The sequence below is a fragment of the Rhizobium sp. Root483D2 genome, assembly GCF_001426685.1.
Taxonomy (GTDB): domain Bacteria; phylum Pseudomonadota; class Alphaproteobacteria; order Rhizobiales; family Rhizobiaceae; genus Pararhizobium; species Pararhizobium qamdonense.
This window is the reverse complement of the sequence record NZ_LMFB01000018.1, coordinates 42,258-65,827: the sequence shown is the minus strand read 5'-3', so window position 1 is coordinate 65,827 and position 23,570 is coordinate 42,258. Positions and strand designations below refer to the sequence as shown.

Annotated in this window: 20 protein-coding genes; 11 read left to right on the top strand and 9 right to left on the bottom strand. The window is 61.8% G+C overall.

The features are described from left to right. Positions 1–40 precede the first annotated feature (40 nt). The 3 genes from fdhF to ASD32_RS15985 all read left to right on the top strand — a co-directional run bounded on the left by fdhF (position 41) and on the right by ASD32_RS15985 (position 4,408). The gene (gene fdhF, locus ASD32_RS15995; protein ID WP_060639047.1) at positions 41–2,920 is read left to right on the top strand and encodes a formate dehydrogenase subunit alpha; all 2,880 of its coding nucleotides are present in this window, start codon (positions 41–43) and stop codon (positions 2,918–2,920) included. A 332-nt stretch (positions 2,921–3,252) separates the two neighbouring features. After that, the gene (gene fdhD / locus ASD32_RS15990) at positions 3,253–4,080 is read left to right on the top strand and encodes a formate dehydrogenase accessory sulfurtransferase FdhD (protein WP_060639097.1); all 828 of its coding nucleotides are present in this window, start codon (positions 3,253–3,255) and stop codon (positions 4,078–4,080) included. After that, positions 4,070–4,408, top strand: coding sequence for a formate dehydrogenase subunit delta (locus tag ASD32_RS15985; protein WP_060639046.1), 339 nt, complete (start codon positions 4,070–4,072; stop codon positions 4,406–4,408). The genes fdhD and ASD32_RS15985 overlap by 11 nt, the downstream gene beginning before the upstream one ends. A 43-nt stretch (positions 4,409–4,451) precedes the next feature. On the opposite strand, the gene ASD32_RS15980 is transcribed toward ASD32_RS15985, so the two are convergent. Further along, a complete protein-coding gene (locus ASD32_RS15980; RefSeq protein WP_060639045.1) occupies positions 4,452–5,033 on the bottom strand; it encodes a TetR/AcrR family transcriptional regulator in 582 nt (193 codons plus the stop codon). Between the two features lie 117 nt (positions 5,034–5,150). Between ASD32_RS15980 and ASD32_RS15975 the strand changes: the two genes are divergently transcribed. The 7 genes from ASD32_RS15975 to ASD32_RS15950 all read left to right on the top strand — a co-directional run bounded on the left by ASD32_RS15975 (position 5,151) and on the right by ASD32_RS15950 (position 13,165). After that, the gene (locus tag ASD32_RS15975; RefSeq protein ID WP_060639044.1) at positions 5,151–5,789 is read left to right on the top strand and encodes a hypothetical protein; all 639 of its coding nucleotides are present in this window, start codon (positions 5,151–5,153) and stop codon (positions 5,787–5,789) included. Between the two features lie 5 nt (positions 5,790–5,794). Then, a complete protein-coding gene (locus ASD32_RS30295; protein ID WP_200953607.1) occupies positions 5,795–6,157 on the top strand; it encodes an NAD-dependent epimerase/dehydratase family protein in 363 nt (120 codons plus the stop codon). Continuing rightward, positions 6,154–6,810: a hypothetical protein gene (locus tag ASD32_RS30290; RefSeq protein WP_200953606.1), complete on the top strand. Its 657-nt coding sequence runs from the start codon at positions 6,154–6,156 to the stop codon at positions 6,808–6,810. Before ASD32_RS30295 ends, ASD32_RS30290 begins: the two co-directional genes overlap by 4 nt. 227 nt (positions 6,811–7,037) lie before the next feature. Continuing rightward, positions 7,038–7,742: a pentapeptide repeat-containing protein gene (locus tag ASD32_RS15965; RefSeq protein WP_060639043.1), complete on the top strand. Its 705-nt coding sequence runs from the start codon at positions 7,038–7,040 to the stop codon at positions 7,740–7,742. Positions 7,743–7,916: 174 nt separating this feature from the next. Next, positions 7,917–9,278, top strand: a complete 1,362-nt coding sequence (locus ASD32_RS15960) for a sigma-54 dependent transcriptional regulator (RefSeq protein ID WP_060639042.1) — start codon at positions 7,917–7,919, stop codon at positions 9,276–9,278. Then, positions 9,271–11,274 carry a HAMP domain-containing sensor histidine kinase gene (locus tag ASD32_RS15955; RefSeq protein WP_060639041.1) on the top strand — a complete coding sequence of 668 codons (2,004 nt, stop codon included), beginning with the start codon at positions 9,271–9,273 and terminating at the stop codon, positions 11,272–11,274. Before ASD32_RS15960 ends, ASD32_RS15955 begins: the two co-directional genes overlap by 8 nt. A gap of 238 nt (positions 11,275–11,512) precedes the next feature. Further along, positions 11,513–13,165: an OFA family MFS transporter gene (locus ASD32_RS15950; protein ID WP_060639040.1), complete on the top strand. Its 1,653-nt coding sequence runs from the start codon at positions 11,513–11,515 to the stop codon at positions 13,163–13,165. A gap of 160 nt (positions 13,166–13,325) precedes the next feature. On the opposite strand, the gene ASD32_RS15945 is transcribed toward ASD32_RS15950, so the two are convergent. After that, positions 13,326–13,757 carry an Lrp/AsnC family transcriptional regulator gene (locus ASD32_RS15945; protein ID WP_060639039.1) on the bottom strand — a complete coding sequence of 144 codons (432 nt, stop codon included), beginning with the start codon at positions 13,755–13,757 and terminating at the stop codon, positions 13,326–13,328. A gap of 124 nt (positions 13,758–13,881) precedes the next feature. Here ASD32_RS15945 and ASD32_RS15940 point away from each other — a divergent pair, with 124 nt between their 5' ends. Beyond that, positions 13,882–14,985: a saccharopine dehydrogenase family protein gene (locus tag ASD32_RS15940; protein ID WP_060639038.1), complete on the top strand. Its 1,104-nt coding sequence runs from the start codon at positions 13,882–13,884 to the stop codon at positions 14,983–14,985. 352 nt (positions 14,986–15,337) lie between these two features. Here the strand turns inward: ASD32_RS15940 and ASD32_RS15935 are convergent, their stop codons facing one another. The 7 genes from ASD32_RS15935 to ASD32_RS15905 form a co-directional block, all read right to left on the bottom strand. Next, positions 15,338–15,745, bottom strand: coding sequence for a F0F1 ATP synthase subunit epsilon (locus ASD32_RS15935; protein WP_060639096.1), 408 nt, complete (start codon positions 15,743–15,745; stop codon positions 15,338–15,340). Between the two features lie 128 nt (positions 15,746–15,873). Next, positions 15,874–17,436 carry a F0F1 ATP synthase subunit beta gene (gene atpD, locus ASD32_RS15930; RefSeq protein WP_060639037.1) on the bottom strand — a complete coding sequence of 521 codons (1,563 nt, stop codon included), beginning with the start codon at positions 17,434–17,436 and terminating at the stop codon, positions 15,874–15,876. A 24-nt stretch (positions 17,437–17,460) separates the two neighbouring features. Then, on the bottom strand, positions 17,461–18,345 hold the full coding sequence (locus ASD32_RS15925) for a F0F1 ATP synthase subunit gamma (RefSeq protein WP_060639036.1): 885 nt from the start codon (positions 18,343–18,345) through the stop codon (positions 17,461–17,463). Between the two features lie 27 nt (positions 18,346–18,372). Then, positions 18,373–19,902 (bottom strand): F0F1 ATP synthase subunit alpha, encoded by a 1,530-nt coding sequence (gene atpA / locus ASD32_RS15920; RefSeq protein ID WP_060639035.1) that lies wholly within the window; start codon positions 19,900–19,902, stop codon positions 18,373–18,375. Further along, on the bottom strand, positions 19,902–20,468 hold the full coding sequence (locus tag ASD32_RS15915; RefSeq protein ID WP_060639034.1) for a F0F1 ATP synthase subunit delta: 567 nt from the start codon (positions 20,466–20,468) through the stop codon (positions 19,902–19,904). Before ASD32_RS15915 ends, atpA begins: the two co-directional genes overlap by 1 nt. 262 nt (positions 20,469–20,730) lie before the next feature. Continuing rightward, a complete protein-coding gene (locus tag ASD32_RS15910; RefSeq protein ID WP_060639033.1) occupies positions 20,731–21,117 on the bottom strand; it encodes a hypothetical protein in 387 nt (128 codons plus the stop codon). Between the two features lie 171 nt (positions 21,118–21,288). Next, positions 21,289–23,493 carry a primosomal protein N' gene (locus ASD32_RS15905; RefSeq protein ID WP_060639032.1) on the bottom strand — a complete coding sequence of 735 codons (2,205 nt, stop codon included), beginning with the start codon at positions 23,491–23,493 and terminating at the stop codon, positions 21,289–21,291. Between the last annotated feature and the right edge of the window lie 77 nt (positions 23,494–23,570).

Below are 23,570 nucleotides of genomic sequence, written 5' to 3'. Positions count from 1 at the left end.
AACAGAAATATCGCCGCGACATTCACGCAGGAGACCCTCCATGCCCCTCGTCTCTGAAATCGACTTCGGCACACCCGCCTCCCGCTCGGAAAAGATGGTGACGCTGACCATTGATGGCAACGAGATCACGGTGCCGGAGGGCACCTCGATCATGCGGGCTTCGATGGAAGCCGGCATCCAGGTGCCAAAGCTCTGCGCCACCGACATGGTGGATGCCTTCGGCTCCTGCCGCCTCTGTCTCGTGGAGATCGAGGGACGCAATGGCACCCCGGCATCCTGCACGACCCCCGTCGCCCCCGGCATCACCGTCCATACCCAGACGAGCCGTCTGAAGGACATCCGCAAGGGCGTGATGGAACTCTATATCTCCGACCACCCGCTGGACTGTCTGACCTGTGCTGCCAATGGCGACTGCGAGCTGCAGGACATGGCCGGTGCCGTCGGCCTACGCGATGTGCGCTATGGCTACGAGGGCGACAACCACGTCAAGGCGCGCAACAACGGCGATATCAATGCCAAATGGATGCCGAAGGACGAAAGCAATCCCTATTTCACCTATGATCCCTCGAAATGTATCGTCTGTTCGCGCTGCGTGCGGGCCTGTGAAGAGGTGCAGGGCACGTTTGCGCTGACCATTGAGGGCCGTGGCTTCGGCTCCCGCGTTTCGCCCGGCATGCACGAGAACTTCCTGGAATCGGAATGCGTCTCCTGCGGCGCCTGCGTCCAGGCCTGCCCGACGGCGACGCTGACCGAGAAATCCGTCATCGCCATCGGCCAGCCCGAACATTCCGTCGTCACCACCTGCGCCTATTGCGGCGTCGGCTGCTCGTTCAAGGCGGAGATGCGCGGCGAAGAGCTGGTGCGCATGGTGCCCTGGAAAGACGGACAGGCCAATCGCGGCCATTCCTGCGTCAAGGGCCGTTTTGCCTATGGCTATTCGACCCATAAGGAACGCGTTCTCAACCCAATGATCCGCGAAAAGATCAGCGATCCCTGGCGTGAAGTCAGCTGGGAGGAGGCGCTTGCCCATACGGCCAGCGAATTCCGCCGCATCCAGTATCAATATGGCCGCGAATCCATCGGCGGCATCACCTCCTCGCGCTGCACCAACGAGGAAACCTATCTCGTCCAGAAGCTGATCCGCTCCGGCTTCGGCAATAACAATGTCGATACCTGCGCCCGCGTCTGCCACTCGCCGACCGGCTATGGCCTCGGCGCCACCTTCGGCACCTCGGCCGGCACGCAGAATTTCGATTCGGTCGAATTTACCGATGTCGTTATCATCATCGGCGCCAACCCGACCGATGGCCACCCGGTCTTTGCCTCGCGCCTGAAGAAGCGCCTGCGTCAGGGCGCCAAGCTGATCGTCATCGATCCGCGCCGCACCGACATGGTTTCCTCGCCGCATATCAAGGCGTCGCATCACCTGCCGCTGCGCCCGGGCACCAATGTCGCGATCGTCACGGCGCTGGCCCATGTCATCGTCACCGAGGGCCTGTTCGACGAGACATTCATCCGCGAACGCTGCGACTGGTCGGAATTCGAGGATTGGGCATCCTTCGTGTCCGAGCCGCATCATAGCCCCGAAGCCATCGAGCAGCTGACCGGCGTTCCCGCCGAAGAGGTTCGCGGCGCGGCCCGCCTGTTTGCCACCGGCGGCAATGGCGCGATCTATTACGGTCTCGGCGTCACCGAGCATAGCCAGGGCTCGACCACTGTCATCGGCATTGCCAACCTCGCCATGGCCACCGGCAATATCGGCCGTACGGGCGTCGGCGTAAATCCGCTGCGCGGCCAGAACAATGTTCAGGGCGCCTGCGACATGGGCTCCTTCCCGCACGAGCTTCCCGGCTATCGTCACGTCTCCGACGATGCGACCCGCGAAACCTTCGAAAAGCTCTGGGGCGTCACCATCTCCAACGAACCGGGCCTGCGCATTCCCAACATGCTGGACGCCGCCGTCGATGGCTCTTTCAAAGGCATCTATATCCAGGGCGAGGACATTCTTCAGTCCGACCCCGATACCAAGCATGTTCAGGCCGGCCTTGCCGCCATGGAATGTGTCGTCGTGCAGGACCTGTTCCTCAACGAAACCGCCAACTACGCCCATGTCTTCCTGCCGGGCTCGACCTTCCTGGAAAAGGACGGCACGTTCACCAATGCCGAACGCCGCATCAACCGCGTCCGCCGCGTCATGACGCCCCGCAACGGCTATGCCGATTGGGAGGTGACGCAGAAGCTGGCGCAGGCGATGGGCCTTGCCTGGAACTACGCCCATCCCTCCGAGATCATGGACGAGATCGCCGCAACGACGCCGAGCTTCGCCATGGTCTCCTACGACTATCTGGAAAAGATGGGCTCCGTACAGTGGCCCTGCAACGAGAAGGCGCCGCTCGGATCGCCGATCATGCATATTGACGGCTTCGTGCGCGGCAAGGGCAAGTTCATCCGCACCGAATATGTTGCGACCGACGAAAAGACCGGCCCGCGCTTCCCGCTTCTGCTCACCACCGGCCGCATTCTCAGCCAGTACAATGTCGGCGCCCAGACCCGGCGCACCGACAATGTCGTCTGGCATGAGGAGGACCGGCTGGAAATCCACCCGCACGATGCCGAACTGCGCGGCGTGCGCGATGGCGACTGGGTGAAGCTGCAAAGCCGCTCCGGCGATACGACGCTGCGCGCGCTCATTACCGATCGCGTCGCAACCGGCGTCGTCTACACCACCTTCCACCACCCGACGACGCAAGCCAACGTCATCACCACCGACTTCTCCGACTGGGCAACCAACTGCCCTGAGTATAAGGTCACCGCAGTGCAGATCTCGCCGTCCAACGGCCCCTCGCAGTGGCAGATCGACTACGACGAACAAGCCCGCCAGTCCCGCCGGATTTCCGGCAAGCTGGAGGCTGCGGAGTAGCAGGTGACGCCGAACTGCGGCAAACTGCGACTGCAGAAGAACAAAAGAATGATGAATGTGACGCATGCACCCCCCTCTGTCCCTCCGGGACATCTCCCCCTCAAGGGGGGAGATTGGTTGCTGCATGCGCGGCAAACTCCCTCTTCTCCCCAGCGGGGAGAAGGTGCCCGAAGGACGGATGAGGGGGGCCGCAGGCCAGTTCCGCATACGCCGATAATCACGGTTTCGTCTCTCAACAGTAAAATTGATTACGAAGCTAAAGTGGCTTCGCCCCCCTCATCCGGCGCTTTGCGCCACCTTCTCCCCGCTGGGGAGAAGAGGGAGTGCGCGGCATGACCCCGCTCAACCTCACCCAGACCGTTTCCGAGACTGCGCATCGCAGCGGCAAGCTCACGGCCGGATCACGCGTGGTGCCTGAGGAAACGCCGATCGCGCTTTCCTATGGCGGCTCGACCCATGCCGTGATGATGGCCACACCCGGCGATTTCGAGGATTTTGCCGTCGGCTTCAGCCTGACGGAAGGGATCATCACCCGTCCCGGCGAGATCGAATCGATCGAGGCCGTTGCCGATGAAAAGGGCATCGACCTGCAGATCATGCTGAAGGACGAGCAGAACGACGCGCTCGTCTCGCGCCGCCGCCACATGGCCGGTCCCGTCGGCTGCGGGCTTTGCGGCATCGAATCGATCGAGCAGGCCGTGCGCAAGACGCCGTCGGTCGCGGCCTCGGCATTGCGGCTGTCGCAACAGGAAATCATCGAGGCCGTCGCCCTCCTCAACGGCCAGCAGCCGCTGCATTTCGAAACGCGCGCCGTGCATGGCGCAGGCTTCTATGTGCCCGGCAAGGGCCTGATCGCCGTGCGCGAGGATGTCGGCCGCCACAATGCGCTGGACAAGCTGGTAGGGGCTGCGGCCCGGACCGGGCATGCCGGATCAACCGGCGCCGTTGTCGTCACCAGCCGCGTTTCCGTCGAGATGGTGCAAAAAACCGCGATCATCGGCAGCCCGTTCATCATCGCCATATCGGCACCAACGGCCCTTGCCATCCGCACCGCGGACGAGGCGGGGATGACGCTGATTGCACTGGTGCGCGGCGCCGATTTCGAGATCTTCACGCAACCCCACCGCATTCAATCCGGAGCCATCGCCGATGTCGCTTGATAACACCAATGGCAAACTTGTCCGCATGGCCAACCAGATCGCCACCTTCTTCAAATCGCAGCCGGAAGACGAGCGCGTCGAGGGCGTGGCCACCCATATCAACAAGTTCTGGGAGCCACGCATGCGCAAGGCTTTCTTTGAGCTGATCGAACAGGGCGACGCCGGCTTCGATCCGCTCGTCATCTCCGCCGCCGCCATCATCAAGCCACCCTATTCCGGCTCCGAGGCTGTCGGCACCGGCAGCGATGCGGCCGCTGGCGCGCCGGGCGGCAAGGGCACGGCGGCAGGCGAATCCCTGTCCGAACCGAGCATTCCGGAAAAGGCCTGAGACCCGTTCGCGCGCTTTATCTTTAACCGGGAGCCGCCTGCCGTCACGCCTCGACCAGCTGGCTCACAAGCCCATGCAGGACCTTTTCCAGCTCCGGGTTGAAATTTTCCGTCAAGGCCTCCAGCCCGATGACTTGGCGCATGATCTGGATTCCGGCCACAAGCGACAGGAGCACGGCCGCCCTCTGCGGCCCCGCCTCGCCTGAAAGCGCCAGGCTGACGTTTTTCTGGTGGTGATCCTCGATCACATTCCGGGCGATCGCCAGCGCCCTTTCATTGGATGCCGATCGCAACATGATCAGAAAGCCGTCCAGTGCCGTGGCGCCGGGTTGCGTGACCTGCAACAGCGCCTTGCTGATTCTGGCAGCCCTGTCGGGTGCGTGCAGCGTTTCTGCGGTGGCGATGATCGGGCTCTGGTTTGCGCGTGCCAAAACCTCCTCAAACAAAGCTTCCTTTGAGCCGAAATAACGATTGATCAGCATGGCGGTAACGCCTGCCCCCTTGGCAATATCGCGCACGCCAGCTCCGTCATATCCCGACGTTACAAACGCATGACGCGCTGATTCAAGGATCGCCGCGCGCGTGGCGGCGGCATCGCGCGAGCGGGTCGGTTTGCGGCAAAACATCGTGATACCTCTTTTAATCTACACCTGTAGACTTATCATTGCTTCCGAAGTATACAGCTGTAGACAATCGACTGCAACGACGCTGCAGCGTTTCCAACGGAAAACGAGGATCTGCCTTTGACCCATATATGCACCCCATCCGATCGCTGGCATTTCTTCCGGACTTGGGCGTCAGATCCGTTCCGCGTCGCAGCGATTGCGCCCTCCAGCCAGTCTCTCGCCCGTTTGATCACGAAGGAAATCGTTCTGGCAAACGCACCTGTCATTGAACTCGGTCCGGGAACCGGGGTCTTCACCAAGGCGCTCCTCGACAGGGGCCTCTCCCCCGCCGATCTGGTCCTGATCGAATATGGCGCGGAGTTCACCGGCCTTTTGAAGCAGAGATTTCCGCAAGCCAGCGTGTTCAATCTCGATGCCGCCCATCTTGGAGACAGACGGCTGCCGATCACGCAGGAGGCCGGCGCCGTGATCAGCGGCTTGCCGCTGCTGTCCATGTCGCCTCGCAAGGTGATGTCGATCCTCAATGGTGCCTTTTCCCGGATAAGGACCGGCGGCAATTTCTACCAGTTTACCTATGGACCCCGGTGCCCCGTGCCCCGGCCGATCCTCGACCGGCTTGGCCTGAAGGCAAGGCGGATCGGCACGACCTTGCAAAATCTGCCGCCCGCATCGGTCTACCGTATCAGCCGGCGGCATGGCATTTCCGGTCTGATCCACCCGGCCGCCGCCGCCAGCCCTTCATCCTCGCAGCTGTAATCGTCATGGCAACAGTCCTCGTTACCGGCGGCACCGGCTATGTCGCCATATGGTGCATCGTCGAACTGCTTCGGCAGAACCACCACGTCCGCACCACGGTACGCGCCCTGAAGCGGGAGCCGGACATTCGCGATGCGGTGAAGCGCGTGGTCGAAAACACCGAACGGCTGTCCTTCGCCGTAGCAGACCTTTTGCAGGACGAAGGCTGGGACAGCGCGATGGCGGGCTGCGATTACGTTCTCCACGTGGCTTCGCCGCTTGGGGGCGGGGCGCAGGGCGACCGGAATTCGTTTGTCGCCCCGGCACGCGACGGCACGATCAGGGTTTTGAAGGCGGCCGTGCTGCAGGCGTCAAACGCGTGGTCATGACCTCTGCCGCAGCGACGGCGCGGCCGCCGCTAGATTCCGGACGCATCAGCGACGAAACGATCTGGGCCGATCCCGATGACCCGCAATTCGATGCCTACCGGGTCTCGAAAATCCTCGCCGAACGGGCGGCATGGGATTTCATGGCAGAACATGGCGGCGCAACGGAATTCACAACCATCCTTCCCGGCGCGGTTTTCGGCCCGGTGCTGACAGAAGACAATCTCGGCTCGGTCAGGATCATCGCCGATCTCGTCGAGGGGCGGCCGAAAGCCATGCCGAAGCTCGGTTTTTGGGTCGTGGACGTCCGCGATCTGGCGGATATCCATTTCAAGGCAATGCTCTCGCCACATTCAGCGGGCGAGCGCTTCATTGCCGCTTCGGAATTCATGTGGATGGCCGATATTTCCGGGGCGTTGCGCGAAAGCCCTGGCCAGCTTGGACGCAAAGCACCGAAATACCAGTTGCCGACGGCACTTGTCCGGTTGTTACTGCCCTTCCTGCCAAGCCTGAAACCCCTTGCACCCCTGATCGGCCGCAAATTCCTCCTGTCTGGGCAAAAGGCACGCGATGTACTGGGTTTCCAGCCGCGCCCCGGCAAGACAACCATTATCGATTGCGCCGAAAGCCTTGCCGCGCGGAGCTGGACGCGATGACGGCGTTCCGGGCTACGCTGATCCATGACAATTTGCCCACCCGCCGTTGAGCCAGACCGGCATCCGGGTGAGCCGCCCATACCGAAAAAGTTCGCCCGGTTCCGGTCCCTGCCGTCAGCAGTCTATGGTGCTTGCCGCGTTTCCACGATACCGGTTCGATCAGCAGTGGCCGGCAAGGTGAGTGGTCCTGCGCCATGTGTCCTCGGTCACCAACAAGGAACAGCGACATGGCCACCGCCCCGGACCCGATTCTACCGGCCAATATCATCGAGAACAGCGAGCTTGATCGCAACGCGGTCGAACGCCTTTCGAAAACCGGTCTCCCGCACCGGCTCACAGCCTGCGTGCTGGAGGAGGCTGATCTTTCACGCCTGATGCTCGAGGGCTGGATCCTTGAGGATTGCAACGTCAAGCAGGTCCATTTCACCGGCGCAAAGCTCAGCGGCACTGTCTGGAAGAGCTGCAAGGGCGGCCTTGCCGATTTTACCGGCTGCGATCTCTCCGAAAGCCGGATCGAGGGATGCGACTTCAACAACAGCAATTTCCGGGGCGCGACGCTGACCGGGGCTGAGATCGTCCGCAGTAAACTGACCGGCGCGAACCTCTCGGAAGCAAAGACCCTCAATCTCACCTTCACAGAAACCCGCCTAGCCGACGCCCGCCTGCCCGGCCTGTCGTTTCGAAAGGCCCGTCTCAATGGGCTCGATTTCCAGATGGCGGACCTCAAGAAATGCGATTTCCGTGACGCGATCTTTCAGGATTGCAGCCTGCGCGACGCCAATCTCGTCGACTGCCGCTTTGACGGCGCCGACCTTCGCGGCGCCGACCTCGGCGGCATCCGCCTTTTGAATGCCAAGCAATTCAAGGGCGCAACCATCTCGCGCGATCAGGCAGGACAGCTGCTTGCGGAACTGGGCCTGAAAGTGCGGTAGGCGGCCCTCCTCAGCCAGCCCCGTTTCGGCGCAGCCAGCCGGCCTGCCCTAACCAATCCCGCTGTTTACCGAAACAAACGCGAAACCGCTTGGTCCCTGCCGGTCAGCCTTGCTATGGTCGGCCTTGTCAAAAGATAGAGACTTTTGCAGGGAGAGGCAGCGCGAAAAACGTCCATGCCGGAGCGGGATCCCGAGTTCGGTCCGTGGCTTGCGCAGGCATCCATTCTGATCGTCGATGACGAGCCGGGCATGCGCAACTTCCTCGTCCGCACGCTCGGTCCGCGCTGCAAACGGATCGAGGAGGCGGCCGATACCGACGAGGCCTCCCGCAAGCTCGACGCGCATCATTTCGACGTGGTGATCCTCGACAATATTATGCCCGGCAAGAACGGCGTCGATTGGCTGGCCGAGCAGCGCGCCATCGGCTTTTTTGCCGAAGCCATCCTGATCACCGCCTTTGCCGACCTTGAAACCGCGATCCAGGCGCTGCGTGCCGGTGCCGTCGATTTTGTCTTGAAACCCTTCCGCTCCAACCAGATCCTCAATTCCGTCGCCCGCTGCCTTGATCGCATGCGGCTGCAGCGCGAAAATTTCGTGCTGCGCTACGAGCTGAAGGCTACGTCCGATCATATCCTGCTGCGTGACCGGCTGATCGGAACCTCGCGGGTGATCGGCGATGTCCGCGATACAATCGCGCGCGTCGCCCCCCTGCCGACCTCCGTGCTTTTGACCGGCGAATCCGGCACGGGCAAGGAAGTTGCCGCCCGCTCGCTGCACACCTTGTCCGACCGGGTAGACAAGCCGTTCGTCCCGGTCAATTGCGCCGCCATTCCCGCCGACATGATCGAAACCGAGCTGTTCGGCCATATCAGGGGGGCCTTTACCGGCGCCGAAAACAACCGCGAAGGCCTGTTCACCCATGCGCAGGGCGGCACGCTGTTTCTCGATGAGATCGGCGAAATGCCGCTGGCCACGCAAAGCAAGCTGCTGCGCGTCATCGAAGACCGCCGCGTCCGGCCTGTCGGTTCGGAGCGCGAGGTTCCGGTTGATCTGCGCTTCGTATTCGCCACCAATGCCGACCTGCAGAAGGAGGTCGAGAAAGGCCGTTTCCGCGCCGATCTGTTCTATCGCATCAACGTCATGCAGCTCCATCTGCCGCCGCTGCGCGACCGGGGCAATGACGTGCAGGAACTGGCAGACCTGTTTATGCAGAAACTGTCGCAACAGCTGGGGATGCCGCCGGTGCCGATCGACGCGCCGGTGCGCGCGACGCTTACGCGCTACGCCTGGCCCGGCAATGTCCGCGAGCTGCGCAATCTCATCGAGCGCTCGCTGATCCTCGGCAAATTTCCCGATGATTTCCGCGGCGGCCGAACGCAGGAGGCCGAACTCGCCGGCGAAACGCTGGACGATGTCGAGCGGCGGCATATCCTGGCCGTTCTGGAGGAAACAGGCGGCAACCGCGATGAGGCGGCCCGCCGCCTTGGCATTTCGCGCAAGACCATCGACCGCAAATGCGCTGTCTGGAATGGCTGAACAGCCTCGCCTTAAGGAGCGCCCTGCCCGCTCCATCCGCTTCCGGCTTCTGGCCATCGCGCTCCTGCCGACGCTGGTCATCCTGCCGCTGCTGCTGGGTATCGCCATTGTCCGCTGGAACGCAAAATTCGATGCGCTGCTGATCACCAAGGTCAATGGCGACCTGACCATCGCCCATCAATATCTCTCCCGCATCCTCGAAAATACCGGCGAGCATATCCAGGCGCTGGCCGTCTCCGCCGCATTTCGCGACACGGTGGGCGGCGGTGACGCAGCAGGCCTGCCAAATTTCCTGGAAGACAGCCGCCGGACGCTCGGCCTCGACTTCCTGATGCTTGTCGATGAAGAGGGACGGCCGCTGCATGCGCAAGGGCCGGCACAGGGCGCGTGGCCGGTCGTGGCCGCAGCACTGAATGGCACCTCCTCGACCGCCATCGATATCTTCTCCAGCGAGCAGCTGGCCGCACTGTCGCCCGCCTTGGCCGAGCGCGCCCGCATCGAGCTGGTCGAAACCCCGAACGCCGTGCCGACCGGCCGCAAGAGCGAGACGCGCGGCATGACCGTGCATTCGGCCAGTCCGGTAACACTTGCGAACAGCGTCAAGGCCGCATTGGTCGGCGGCATCCTGCTCAATCAGAATCTCGTCTTCATCGATACCATCAATGATCTCGTCTACCGTGAGGCGAGCCTGCCGGAGGGCAGCAAGGGCACCGCGACGCTGTTTCTCGATGACGTGCGCGTCAGCACCAATGTGCGCCTGTTCGAGGATCGCCGGGCGCTGGGAACCCGCGTGTCCGCTGCCGTGCGCACAGCCGTTTTGGGCGAGGGCCGCACCTGGCTCGACAGCGCCTTTGTCGTCAACGACTGGTACATCTCGGCCTATGAGCCGATCGTCGATAGTTTTGGCAAGCGCGTCGGCATGCTCTATGTCGGCTTTCTGGAGACGCCCTTCCGCCAGGCGAAATACACGACGCTGCTCACCATCGTGCTCGCCTTTCTGGCGGTCACCGCCGCCAGCGTGCCGATCTTCCTGCGCTGGGCGCGGGCGATCTTCAAGCCGCTGGAACGCATGAGCGACACCATCACCCGTGTCGAAGGCGGCAATATGGGCGCCCGCACAGAGTTGAGGGCGGCAAGCGACGAGATCGGCCGGGTGGCGCTGCATCTCGACGGGTTGCTCGATCAGCTGCAGCAGCGCGACCGCGAGCTGCGGCAATGGAACGAGGAATTGAACGACCGCGTGGCCGAGCGCACCAGCGAACTGGAGCTGGCCAACCGTCAGATCGAGGCGACCACCAAGCAGCTGATCATGTCTGAAAAACTCGCCGCCATCGGCGAGATCACCGCCGGCGTCGCCCATGAGATCAACAATCCGATCGCGGTCATCCAGGGCAATCTCGATGTGGTCCGCAGCGTTCTCGGCGCAAGGGCAGACGAAGCAAAGGTCGAGTTCCGGCTGATCGACGAACAGATCCACCGCATCAGCCAGATCGTCACCAAGCTCCTGCAATTTGCCAAGCCCGAGGAATATGCCGGCTATGTCGAGCGCCATGCGCCATCGGACGTGATCTCCGACTGCCTGCCGCTGGTCCAGCATCTGCTCCACAAGGCCGAGATCAAGCTCGTCCGCGACGACCGCGCCCGGCGGCTGGTGCTGATGAACCGCACCGAACTGCAGCAGGTGGCGGTCAACCTGATCGTCAATGCCATACATGCCATGCCGAAAGGCGGCGTGTTGACGATCCGCATTCTGGATCAGGATTTTGAGACGCGGCCCGGCGTGCGCATCGACATCGCAGATACCGGCGTCGGCATGACGCCGGAGCTGATCGGCAAGATCTTTGATCCGTTTTTTACCACAAAGCGGCAGGAAGGAACGGGCCTTGGCCTCTCCATCAGCCAGCGCCTGATCGCGCGCCAGAACGGCCAGATCTCCGTTCAAAGCGAGCCCGGAGAAGGCACGACCTTTTCCATCTGGCTGCCGGAAGCCAACTGAACCGGACAAAATGTCCGCTGCCGTCCGGACATTTTGTCCAATACCTGTAACGCCTCCGCCATAAGTCATTGAAATCTTGAATGGCCCGATTTGGCACGCCGATTGCTCTGTGATGGTAGGGACGGCAGGGCGACCAACGCGTGGAGGAGCGCGTGTGGGCGATACACTCGGCCATTCCCCGACATGACATTCACTGGGAACGCCCAACGGGACAGGGGCGAATGGAGGAACAACGAACATGGCAGCAACAACGCAAACCCTTGGCAATGGAGGCTCGGTCGGCCTGCTCGACCGCGAGCGCATCATCGCTCAACCGGGCTTCAATCGCTGGCTCGTACCGCCCGCAGCGCTTGCCATCCATCTCTGCATCGGCATGGCCTATGGCTTCAGCGTCTTCTGGCTGCCTTTGTCCAAGGCCATCGGCCCCGCGCCCGATACCTGCTCCACCATGAACCTTGCCTCCGCCCTGTTCACCACCAGCTGCAACTGGCGTGTCTCCGATCTCGGCTGGATCTACACACTGTTCTTCGTGCTTCTCGGCTGTTCGGCCGCCATCTGGGGCGGCTGGCTGGAGCGTGCGGGGCCGCGCAAAGCCGGTTTCGTCTCGGCCTGCTGCTGGTGCGGCGGCATTCTCGTTGCTGCCCTTGGCGTCTACACCCACCAGCTCTGGCTGATGTGGCTTGGCGCCGGTGTCATCGGCGGTATCGGTCTGGGCCTTGGCTATATCTCCCCGGTGTCCACCCTGATCAAATGGTTTCCCGACCGGCGCGGCATGGCGACGGGCATGGCGATCATGGGTTTTGGTGGCGGCGCAATGATCGGCGCGCCGCTTGCCAACCTTTTGATGACCTATTTCCGCACCGATATGTCGGCCGGCGTCTGGCAGACCTTCGTCGTCATGGCCATCATCTATTTCGTCTTCATGATGGGCGGCGCCTTCGGGTACCGCATCCCGCCGGCCGGCTGGCGTCCGGAAGGCTGGACTGCCCCCGCCTCCAAGAGCACGATGATCACCACCAAGCACGTGCATCTGCGCGATGCTCATAAGACAAAGCAGTTCTGGCTCATCTGGGCCGTGCTCTGCCTCAATGTCTCGGCCGGTATCGGCGTCATCGGCATGGCCTCGCCCATGCTGCAGGAGATTTTCGCGGGCTCGCTGATCGGCCTGCCGGATGTCGCCTTTGCCGATCTCGACACTACGCAAAAGGCTTCGATCGCGGCGATTGCCGCAGGCTTTACCGGGCTTCTCTCGCTGTTCAATATCGGTGGCCGCTTCTTCTGGGCATCGCTGTCGGACAAGATCGGCCGCAAGAACACGTATTTCTGCTTCTTCGTGCTCGGCATCGTGCTCTATGCGCTGGCTCCCACGCTGGCCGGCCTTGGCAACAAGGCGCTGTTCGTGCTGGCCTTCGGCATCATCCTGTCGATGTATGGCGGTGGCTTTGCGACCATTCCCGCCTATCTCGCCGACATCTTCGGCACCCAGTTCGTCGGCGCCATCCATGGGCGGCTGCTGACGGCCTGGGCAACGGCAGGGATCGTCGGCCCGGTTGTGGTCAACTATATCCGCGAAGCGCAGATCTCGGCCGGCGTCGCCCCCGGACCGGAACTCTACACCGGCACGATGTACATCCTCGCCGGAATGCTGGCGCTCGGCCTGATTGCCAATGCGCTGGTGCGGCCGCTCTCGGACAAGTGGTTCATGAAGGACGAGGAAGTGGCAGCCTTGCAGGCCAAGACCGCCGCGGCCAATGCCGGCCCGACCGGCTCCTTCGGCATCGGCACGGGCGGCTTCGATGGCAAGGCCCTGATCGCCTGGGCGATAGTCGGCATCCCGATGCTTTGGGGCGTCTGGGTGACGCTGCGGGCGAGCATGGTGCTGTTCGGATAGAGAAACTTGCGGGGCACATCGCCCCTCATCCGCCCTGTCAGGCACCTTCTCCCCGTCATGACGGGGAGAAGGACCAGGCGGCAAATTCCGTCATCCTCCCTCCCCGCCTGCGGGGAGAAGGCTAGGGTGAGGGGCAATCCCGCAAACCTCAGCCGAATGTTCACCGATTGATCCGCGTCGACAGAATGATCGACGACAGCGTCTTTTCCACGCCGTCGATCTCGCCGATCCGGTCGATCACCAGATCGAGTTCGCTGATCGATGACGCCGCAACGATGGCGATGAGATCAAAGCTGCCGCTGACCGAATGCAACGTGCGCACATCCTCGATATCGTGCAGCTCCTGGGTCACCCGCCCCAGCGCTTTCGCGGCCAGCGTGATCAGCACATGCGCCTTGACCAGTCCCTTCTCGAAATCATCCGACAGCCGGACGCCATAGCCGGCAATCACGCCGTCCCGCTCCAAGCGTTCAAGCTTGGCCTGCACCGTGGTGCGCGACAGGCCGAGTTTGCGCGCCAGGAGCGCCGTCGGCATGCGGGCATTCTCGCTGAGAATCGCCAGAAGATGCCGGTCCTTGTCTGCCAACGTCATTATGAACATCCTTATCGGCACTATGCCGACTATTGACCGGCATTTTTATCAGATCACCGCTTCAGATCAATCACCAGACAGACGACAATGGACGCTCAGACAGTTTAATTCGGGGGGACCCATTATGAAAAACATCGTTGTCATCGGCGCCGGCAAGATCGGCTCGACCATCGCCCGCCTTCTCGCCCATTCCGGCGACTACCAGGTGACGCTGGCTGACCGCAGCGCCGAACAGCTCGCCATGATCGAAAAGCACGATGCTCTCTCGGTCACGCAGATCGACATCTCCGACAGCGCCGCCATGATCTCCCTGCTGACAGGCAAATTCGCCGTCCTCAGCGCCGCCCCGTTCCACCTGACGATCGCCATTGCCGAAGCTGCCTCCAAGGCCGGTGTGCACTATCTCGATCTGACCGAGGATGTTGAATCCACCCGCCGCGTCAAGGAAATCGCAGAAACCGCCAACACCGCCTTCATCCCGCAATGCGGCCTCGCACCGGGTTTCATCTCGATCGTCGCCAACGACCTTGCCAGCCGCTTCGACACGCTCGACAGCGTCCGCATGCGCGTCGGCGCCCTGCCGCAGTACCCGTCCAACGCGCTCAACTATAACCTGACCTGGAGCACCGACGGCGTCATCAACGAATATATCGAGCCCTGCGAAGCCATCGTCGAAGGTCAGCTGATCGAAGTGCCGGCGCTGGAAGAGCGCGAGGAATTCTCGCTCGACGGCGTCACCTATGAAGCCTTCAACACCTCGGGTGGCCTCGGCACGCTGTGCGAAACGCTGAAGGGCAAGGTGCGCACGCTCAACTACCGCACCATCCGCTATCCCGGCCACGCCGCGATCATGAAGGCGCTTCTCAATGACCTTGGCCTGCGCCACCGTCGCGAAGTCCTCAAGGACATCTTCGAAAACTCGCTGCCATCGACCATGCAGGACGTCGTCATCATCTTCGTCACCGTTTCCGGCCGCAAGGAAGGCCGCCTGGTGCAGGAAACCTATGCCAACAAGGTCTACAGCGCCGTTGTTGCCGGCCGCATGATGAGCGCCATCCAGATCACCACGGCAACCAGCATCTGCGCCGTTCTCGACATGCTGGCCAAGGGCGAACTGCCCACCAAGGGCTTCATCCGCCAAGAAGAAATAGGCCTCGACGCCTTCCTCAAGAGCCGCTTTGGACATCACTACGAACAGCGCGCCTATGCCGACAAGCTGGCCAGCTGACCTGCGGGGATAAAAAGACTTCGAAACCGCAGCGCCCGGGATCCCACGATCCCGGGCGTTTTTGCGCCGGTTTCATCAATGAAACGCACTGACCCTCCTGCCATATCAAATGGCTAGAGAATAGAACTGCCGGCCCCAACGCCGGGCTCCCTCTTCTCCCCCGCGGGGAGAAGTGCCGAGCACAGCGAGGCGATGAGGGGGCCACAAGCCCAGGAGGTAACTCCCCCTCATCCGCCCTTCGGGCACCTTCTCCCCGCAGGGGAGAAGGGAATGCAGGAAACGCACCGCGCAAGCTCCGGACAATAAAAAACCCCGCCGAAGCAGGGTTTGAAATCCAGACCGTTCATGCCTTTCAGGCGGCGACGACGATCTCGTTGAGCTGTGTCAGCTCGGCAAGGAAGCTTTCGAGGCGCGTCTTGTGCTCGTCGCTATGCGAGCCATCGTCGAGTTCCGACTTGGTTGCCTCGATGCGCTTGTCGATCAGCTTGGCATCGACTTCGCTGACGGGAACGGCAGATTCAGCCAGCAGCGTGCAGCCGGTCGGCAGGATATCGGCAAAACCGCCGAACACGACATAGCGTGTTACGGTGCCATCCGCAGCCTTGACGCTCACCACGCCCGGCTTGATGGTCGTCATTGTCGGCGCATGGTTGGCCATGACGGTCATTTCGCCTTCCGTTGCCGGAAGAACGACTTCGCTGACGCGCTCGGACAGCAGCAGCCGTTCCGGGGAGACGAGTTCGAAATTGAAATCAGCCATGATCATTCGCTTCTTTTGGCGCTACCGGCGAAAAACCCCGGCAGAAAATCCCGTTCGGCGCGGCCGGATCGTGCCAGCCGCAGCGAGTGACGGCCGGGGCACCGCAAGGGCGCCCCGGTCGAAAGTCATTACGCGGCTTCGGCAGCCAGGCGCTTGGCCTTTTCGATCGCTTCTTCGATGGAGCCAACCATGTAGAAGGCGGCTTCCGGAAGGTGATCGTAATCGCCGTTGACGAGGCCCTTGAAGCCCTTGATCGTGTCTTCGAGCGCAACCAGCTTGCCCGGCGCACCGGTGAAGACTTCGGCTACGAAGAACGGCTGCGACAGGAAGCGCTCGATCTTACGGGCGCGGGCAACGGCCAGCTTGTCTTCTTCCGACAGTTCGTCCATGCCCAGGATGGCGATGATGTCCTGGAGCGACTTGTAGCGCTGCAGGGTCGTCTGCACCTTGCGGGAGATCTCGTAATGCTCTTCGCCGACAACCATCGGGTCGAGCATGCGCGAGGTCGAGTCGAGCGGGTCAACAGCCGGGTAGATACCCTTTTCAGCGATCGAGCGCGACAGAACGGTCGTTGCGTCCAGGTGGGCGAACGATGTTGCCGGTGCCGGGTCGGTCAAGTCGTCGGCCGGAACGTAGATGGCCTGAACCGAGGTGATCGAACCCTTGGTCGTCGTGGTGATGCGTTCCTGCATCTGGCCCATGTCGGTCGCAAGCGTCGGCTGATAGCCCACAGCCGAAGGAATACGGCCGAGAAGAGCCGACACTTCGGAACCTGCCTGGGTGAAGCGGAAGATGTTGTCAACGAAGAACAGAACGTCCTGGCCTTCGTCACGGAACTGTTCGGCAATCGTCAGACCGGTCAGAGCGACGCGAGCGCGGGCGCCCGGCGGTTCGTTCATCTGGCCGTACACGAGGGCTGCCTTGGAACCTTCGCCGCCGCCGTGCTTGTTCACGCCGGATTCGATCATTTCGTGGTAAAGGTCGTTGCCTTCGCGGGTGCGTTCACCCACGCCGGCAAATACCGAATAACCACCATGCGCCTTGGCGACGTTGTTGATCAGTTCCATGATCAGAACCGTCTTGCCAACGCCGGCGCCGCCGAACAGGCCGATCTTGCCGCCCTTGGCGTAAGGCGCCAGGAGGTCGACGACCTTGATGCCGGTAACCAGGATCTGCGCTTCCGTCGACTGCTCGACGTAGGACGGTGCTTCCTGGTGGATCGAGCGCTTGCCCGAGGTGATCAGCGGACCTGCTTCGTCAACCGGCTCGCCGATGACGTTCATGATGCGGCCGAGTGTTTCCAGACCAACCGGAACGGTGATCGGAGCGCCCGTGTCGGTGACCGGCTGACCGCGAACCAGACCTTCGGTCGAGTCCATGGCGATCGTGCGGACGGCGTTTTCGCCGAGATGCTGGGCAACTTCGAGAACAAGGCGGTTGCCGTTGTTGTCGGTTTCCAGCGCGTTGAGGATCAGCGGCAGATGGCCTTCATCGAAGGTCACATCGACGACGGCGCCGATGACCTGCGTCACGCGGCCGACCGCGCCGGTTGCCGTCACGGCGGCCTGGGCTGCCGGTGCCTTCTTCGCCACAGCGGTTCTCGCTGCTGCTGCCGGCTTTTCCGCTGCTGCCTTCACTGCTGTCGGCTTCTTCACCGCTGCTGTTGTACTGGGGGTAGCTGCCTTAGCCATAATCCTTACCCTCTTTCCGTAACCTTAGAGCGCTTCCGCGCCCGAAATGATTTCAATGAGTTCCTTGGTGATCTGAGCCTGGCGCTGACGGTTGTAGGACAATGTCAGCTTGTTGATCATTTCACCGGCATTGCGCGTGGCATTATCCATCGCGCTCATTTTGGCACCCATTTCACCCGCAACATTTTCGAGCAAAGCCCGGAAAACCTGCACCGAAATGTTGCGCGGAATAAGATCGTTGAGGATCTCGCCCGCATCTGGCTCGTATTCATAGATCGCCGCAGCGGATGCTTCGTCGGTCTTGGCAACTGCAGGAGCAGCGGCCGGGATCAGCTGAAGCGCTGTCGGAACCTGGCTGATGACCGACTTGAACTCCGAATAGAACAGAGTGCAAACGTCGAATTCGCCCTTTTCGAACAGGCTGATGACCTTCTTGCCGATCAGGTCGGCATTTTCGAAGCCGACCCGTTTGACTTCACGCAGATCGACACGATCGATGATCAGCGATGAAAATTCGCGGCGAAGGATATCGAAGCCCTTCTTGCCGACGCAGATGATCTTGACCGTCTTGCCTTCGGCGAGCAGCTTGCGCACGTGATCGCGGGCAAAGCGGGCAATTTGGCTGTTGAAACCGCCGCAAAGTCCGCGTTCTGCCGTGCAGACCACAAGCAGATGCGTCTGGTCGCGGCCATTGCCCGTCATCAGGCGAGGGGCGCTATCGTCCGTGCCCACGGCTTCGGCAATGTTCGCAAGAACGATCGCCATCCGCTGCGAGTAAGGCCGGGCAGCCTCGGCCGCCTCCTGCGCACGCCGAAGCTTCGCCGCGGCGACCATTTTCATCGCCTTGGTGATCTTCTGCGTCGCCTTGACGGAGGCGATCCTGTTTTTCAGATCCTTAAGTGAAGGCATCCGTTGTCCGTCCTAACTGGTACCCGATCAGGCGAAGGATTTCGCAAACGTGTCGATGGCAGACTTGAGCTTGCCCTTGACGTCGTCGCTGATTGCCTTCTCCTTGCGGATAGCCTCGAGAATGTCCTTGCCTTCCGAACGCATGTACGACAGCAGACCCTGCTCGAACGCGCCAACCTTGTTGACGGCGATCTTGTCGAGGTAACCGTTCACACCGGCGAAGATGACTGCGACCTGTTCTTCCGTCTTCAGCGGCGAGAACTGCGGCTGCTTCAGGAGTTCGGTCAGGCGCGCACCACGGTTCAACAGGCGCTGCGTTGCAGCGTCGAGGTCGGAACCGAACTGGGCGAATGCCGCCATTTCGCGATACTGGGCAAGCTCACCCTTGATCGAGCCGGCAACCTGCTTCATCGCCTTGATCTGAGCGGCCGAACCCACGCGGGAAACCGACAGACCGACGTTAACGGCCGGGCGGATACCCTGGTAGAACAGGTCCGTTTCAAGGAAGATCTGGCCGTCGGTGATCGAGATCACGTTGGTCGGAATGAACGCCGAAACGTCGTTGCCCTGGGTTTCGATAACCGGCAGAGCGGTCAGCGAGCCGGCGCCATTTTCGTCGGAGAGCTTCGCAGCCCGCTCGAGAAGACGCGAATGCAGGTAGAAAACGTCGCCCGGATAAGCTTCGCGGCCCGGAGGACGGCGCAGCAGCAGCGACATCTGGCGGTAGGCAACAGCCTGCTTGGACAGGTCGTCGTAGCCGATCAGCGCATGCATGCTGTTGTCGCGGAAATATTCGCCCATCGCAGCACCGGCGAACGGTGCGAGATACTGCATCGGAGCCGGATCGGACGCCGTGGCAGCAATGATGATCGAATACTTCAGTGCGCCGCGCTCTTCGAGCACCTTGACGAACTGGGCAACCGTGGAACGCTTCTGGCCGATAGCGACATAAACGCAATACAGCTTTTCAGCATCCGGGCCATTGTCGTGAATGGCCTTCTGGTTGAGGATCGTGTCGAGAATGATGGCGGTCTTGCCGGTCTGACGGTCACCGATGACCAGCTCGCGCTGGCCGCGGCCGACCGGGATCAGGGCGTCGATCGCCTTGAGGCCTGTCGACATCGGCTCATGAACCGACTTGCGCGGGATGATGCCCGGAGCCTTGACGTCAACGCGCGAGCGCTGCTTGGCATTGATCGGGCCCTTGCCGTCGATCGGGTTGCCGAGCGCGTCAACGACGCGGCCGAGCAGTTCCGGACCAACCGGAACGTCCACGATGGAACCGGTCCGCTTGACGGTGTCGCCTTCCTTGATGCCACGGTCGGCACCGAAGATAACCACACCGACATTGTCGGCTTCAAGGTTCAGCGCCATGCCGCGAATTCCACCCGGGAATTCAACCATCTCGCCGGCCTGGACATTGTCCAGACCGTAGACGCGGGCAATACCGTCACCGACGGACAGCACCTGGCCAACCTCGGAGACTTCTGCCTCCTGGCCGAAGTTTTTAATTTGATCTTTGAGAATTGCGGAAATTTCCGCGGCGCGGATATCCATCAGCCGACCTCTTTCAGTGCAAGCTTAAGGCTAGAAAGCTTTGTGCGAAGGGAAGTGTCAATCTGGCGGGACCCGACCTTGACGATCAGACCACCGAGAATAGAGGGTTCAACCGTGACGTTGAGCGTCACGTCTTTGCCGGTGACGCCCTTGAGCGCCGCCTTCAATTCAGTCTGCTGCGCGGCCGTCAGGGCATGCGCCGACGTCACATCGGCAGAAACTTCGCCACGATGACGGGCGGCGGTTTCGCGATAGGACTTGACGATGCCAGGCACTGCAAACAGGCGGCGATTGCGTGCAACCACCTTGAGGAAATTACCGACCAGACCCGTGATACCGGCCTTCGCGATCAGCGCGGAAATGGCCTTGAACTGGTCGTCGGCAGAAAAGATCGGGCTGACGATAAGACGCTTCAGATCGGCGCTCTCGTTGATCAGCGACTGGAATTTGTCCAGATCCGCCGCCACGCTCTCTACCGAACCTGCTTCCAGGGCCAGATCGAAAAGCGAAGACGCGTACCTTTCTGCAACACCGGAAATAAGCTGGGATGTGTCTGCCACGGGCACAAGCTTCTCTTATTTTAATTCAAGGGCGATGTCTGCGGAGAACCGTAAACCCAACACTTTGAATTTGTTGCTATATTTTAAAGGACATACAGGCCGGGCGGCCTGTTTCCCCCACAAGTCGCGGTTCGTCTAGCATAGGATATCTGGACTCGCAACACGCGAACCGCACGAATGCGCTTAAGATCGCCCGGTTTGGCCAAATTTTGACAAAAATTGGGTATGAGCTGACGAGGTCTGCTCTGTAGGCGCTGGCTGGCCGGGCTCAGATAAAACCAAAGACATAGGCCAAGGGTAAAGCCGAAAGTACGATCTGGACGATCAGATACAACCAGTTCACAACTGTATTGCCGCTGTCCGACAGCATCGACAGGATGCGCCCAAACGCCGCAAGCGCAAAGGCAGCGCCCAGCGCCAGATAGACCATCGGCTGCGCAAGCAGCAGTGCTGCAATACCAAGCCCCAGATGAAACCCGCCCATCGTCGAGCGCGCCTCGGCATACCCCCCGCGACGCCCCTCGCGCAGATCAATCCCCAAGGCCCGAAAGGCGATACCCGGCGCAAACAGAAACAAGAGCCCGAGCAGCGACGTCACCACGGCGGCGCAAAACGCCAGGAATTCTCCCGTTTCGGTCGGAATGTAGAATTCCATCACGCAATGCTCCTCGCTCGATCAGACGAATCGCTTATCGCACAGACGGATATGTCCGGGAAGACGATCCGATTTCTGCATCCACCTGAAATACAACGCATTATCCCTTCTGCGTGAAAATCGAGGCCCAGAGGGATAATGTGACGCGCAGACCATGCAGGTGGCAGGCCTTCACAAAAAACTCTGCGGATCGATATCGAGCTGCACGCTCACCGAGCCGCGCATCTTCGGCCCGTTGGCCATCATCGTCTTCACGAAAGCCTGCATGTCGCTGTTGCGGCGGCCGTGGACGAGAAGCCGGAAACGGTGGCGGCCGCGGATCAGCGCCAGCGGCGCCTCTGCCGGGCCCAGAATGCTGATGCCGCTGACCTTGGGTGCCGCCTGGCGCAGGCCGCGGGCATGTCCCTCCGCATCGGAGCGGGTATCGGCGGAAACGATGATCGATGCGAGGCGCCCGAAGGGCGGCAGAAGCGCCTTTTCCCGCTCGCTGATCTCGCGCTCGTAGAAAGCATCCGAATCACCCGAGACGATCGCCTGCATCACCGGGTGCTGCGGCTGGTAGGTCTGCAACAGGCCCAAGCTCTTCAGGCCGGTTCGCCCGGCCCGGCCCGTCACCTGGCTCAGCAGCTGGAATGTGCGTTCAGCCGCACGCGGATCGCCATTGGCAAGGCCGATATCCGCATCGACGATGCCGACGAAGGTCATCATCGGAAAATTGTGCCCCTTGGCGACCAGCTGCGTGCCGACGACGATATCAGCCTCGCCTTTGGCGATGGCCTCCAGCTCCAGCCGCAGCCGCTTGACGCCCATCAGATCGGAGGACAGCACGATGGTGCGCGCATCGGGAAAATGCCGGTCCACTTCTTCGGCAATCCGCTCGACGCCGGGCCCGCAGGCTACCAGATGGTCGAGCGTGCCGCATTCCGGGCAGCTTTCCGGCGTCTTTTGCGCATAGCCGCAATGGTGGCACTGGATCTGGCCGCGAAACCGGTGCTCGACCAGCCAGCTGGAGCAATCCGGGCATTGGAAGCGATGACCGCAGACGCGGCAGAGCGTCAGCGGGGCATAGCCACGCCGGTTGAGAAACAACAGCGCCTGCTCGCCCCGCTCCACTGCCTTGCCGATATAGCGCAGCATCACCGGCGACAGAAAGCCGCCGCGCTCGGGGGGATGTTTTCGCATATCGACCAGGCCAAGATCGGGCAGCGCGGCATCGCCAAACCGCGTCGGCAGATGGATCGGATTGTAACGGCCGAGATCGCCATTGACCCGGCTTTCCACCGACGGCGTCGCCGAGACCAGCACGACCGGAAATTCGCCGATCCGCGCCCGCACCACCGCCATGTCGCGGGCATTGTAAAAGACGCGATCTTCCTGCTTGTAGGCCGGGTCGTGTTCTTCATCGACGACGATCAGCCCGAGATTCTCGAACGGCAGGAACAGCGCCGAGCGCGCGCCGGCCACAACCCGCACGCCCCCTTCCGTTACCTGCCGCCAGACTTTTTCGCGGGTGCGCGGTGCCAGATCCGAATGCCATTCGGCCGGCTTTGAGCCGAACCTGTCCTGAAAGCGCTCCAGAAAACTCGCCGTCAGCGCAATTTCCGGCAGAAGGATCAGCACCTGCTTGCCGGCCTTCAAGGTCGCGGCGATCGCCTCGAAATAGACCTCGGTCTTGCCCGAACCGGTAATGCCGTCGATCAGCGAGACGGAAAAACCGCCAGCATCGACGCTTGCAAGAAGATCGAGCGCCGCCTTTTTCTGCGGCCCTTCAAGCCGGTGTTCCACATAATCAGGATCGGGGACCGCCACCACCGGCGGCGGCGGCATGAACACCGTCTCGAACACGCCTTGCGCCGTCAGTCCGTCGATCACGCTGGAGGATGTTCCCGCCGCATGCGCCAGTCCCGGCCGCGTCCAGGTCAAGCCGTTTTCGGCCATCGCAATCACCCGCTCGCGCGCCGATGTCATCCGCTCCGGCCGGGCATCCGTCAGCCGCAAACCCTCGATCATCGGCTCGGGATCGAACGCTGCGGGCGCCCGCAGCGCCATGCGCGCGACGAGACCGGGTGGCGAAACGGTATAGGTGGCGACCCAGTCGAGAAAGGTGCGCATGTCCTTGGTCAGCGGCGGGCAATCGAAAACGCGGGTAATGGATTTCAGTTTTTGCGGATCGACGCTGCCGTCGTCGATCCCGTCCCAGACCACGCCCAGCACCTGCCGGGGACCAAGCGGCACCTGGACGATCGATCCGGGCTCGACGGCCATTCCCTCCGGCACGGCATAGGAGTATGGTTTCGGGGCGGGCATCGGCACCAGAACGGGCACGACGCGGCGGGCGAACAGGTCGTCAAACAAATCGGTCGAATCTTCAGTCATCGGCCGTGACCTTGCCTCCGGATTGCGTTAAAGAAAACCCCGAAACAACAGAGCAGCCCGCGCATCGTCCGCCCGAG

Bases quoted from the DNA above. Each gene is read 5' to 3' on its own strand.
- atpA (WP_060639035.1), bottom strand. From the start codon at position 19,902: ATGGATATCCGCGCCGCGGAAATTTCCGCAATTCTCAAAGATCAAATT.
- ASD32_RS15945 (WP_060639039.1), bottom strand. From the start codon at position 13,757: ATGACGTTGGCAGACAAGGACCGGCATCTTCTGGCGATTCTCAGCGAG.
- atpD (WP_060639037.1), bottom strand. From the start codon at position 17,436: ATGGCTAAGGCAGCTACCCCCAGTACAACAGCAGCGGTGAAGAAGCCG.
- ASD32_RS15955 (WP_060639041.1), top strand. From the start codon at position 9,271: ATGGCTGAACAGCCTCGCCTTAAGGAGCGCCCTGCCCGCTCCATCCGC.
- ASD32_RS15940 (WP_060639038.1), top strand. From the start codon at position 13,882: ATGAAAAACATCGTTGTCATCGGCGCCGGCAAGATCGGCTCGACCATC.
- ASD32_RS15965 (WP_060639043.1), top strand. From the start codon at position 7,038: ATGGCCACCGCCCCGGACCCGATTCTACCGGCCAATATCATCGAGAAC.
- ASD32_RS15985 (WP_060639046.1), top strand. From the start codon at position 4,070: ATGTCGCTTGATAACACCAATGGCAAACTTGTCCGCATGGCCAACCAG.
- ASD32_RS15905 (WP_060639032.1), bottom strand. From the start codon at position 23,493: ATGACTGAAGATTCGACCGATTTGTTTGACGACCTGTTCGCCCGCCGC.
- fdhF (WP_060639047.1), top strand. From the start codon at position 41: ATGCCCCTCGTCTCTGAAATCGACTTCGGCACACCCGCCTCCCGCTCG.
- ASD32_RS15980 (WP_060639045.1), bottom strand. From the start codon at position 5,033: ATGTTTTGCCGCAAACCGACCCGCTCGCGCGATGCCGCCGCCACGCGC.
- ASD32_RS15925 (WP_060639036.1), bottom strand. From the start codon at position 18,345: ATGCCTTCACTTAAGGATCTGAAAAACAGGATCGCCTCCGTCAAGGCG.
- ASD32_RS30290 (WP_200953606.1), top strand. From the start codon at position 6,154: ATGACCTCTGCCGCAGCGACGGCGCGGCCGCCGCTAGATTCCGGACGC.
- ASD32_RS15950 (WP_060639040.1), top strand. From the start codon at position 11,513: ATGGCAGCAACAACGCAAACCCTTGGCAATGGAGGCTCGGTCGGCCTG.
- fdhD (WP_060639097.1), top strand. From the start codon at position 3,253: ATGACCCCGCTCAACCTCACCCAGACCGTTTCCGAGACTGCGCATCGC.
- ASD32_RS15910 (WP_060639033.1), bottom strand. From the start codon at position 21,117: ATGGAATTCTACATTCCGACCGAAACGGGAGAATTCCTGGCGTTTTGC.
- ASD32_RS15935 (WP_060639096.1), bottom strand. From the start codon at position 15,745: ATGGCTGATTTCAATTTCGAACTCGTCTCCCCGGAACGGCTGCTGCTG.
- ASD32_RS30295 (WP_200953607.1), top strand. From the start codon at position 5,795: ATGGCAACAGTCCTCGTTACCGGCGGCACCGGCTATGTCGCCATATGG.
- ASD32_RS15960 (WP_060639042.1), top strand. From the start codon at position 7,917: ATGCCGGAGCGGGATCCCGAGTTCGGTCCGTGGCTTGCGCAGGCATCC.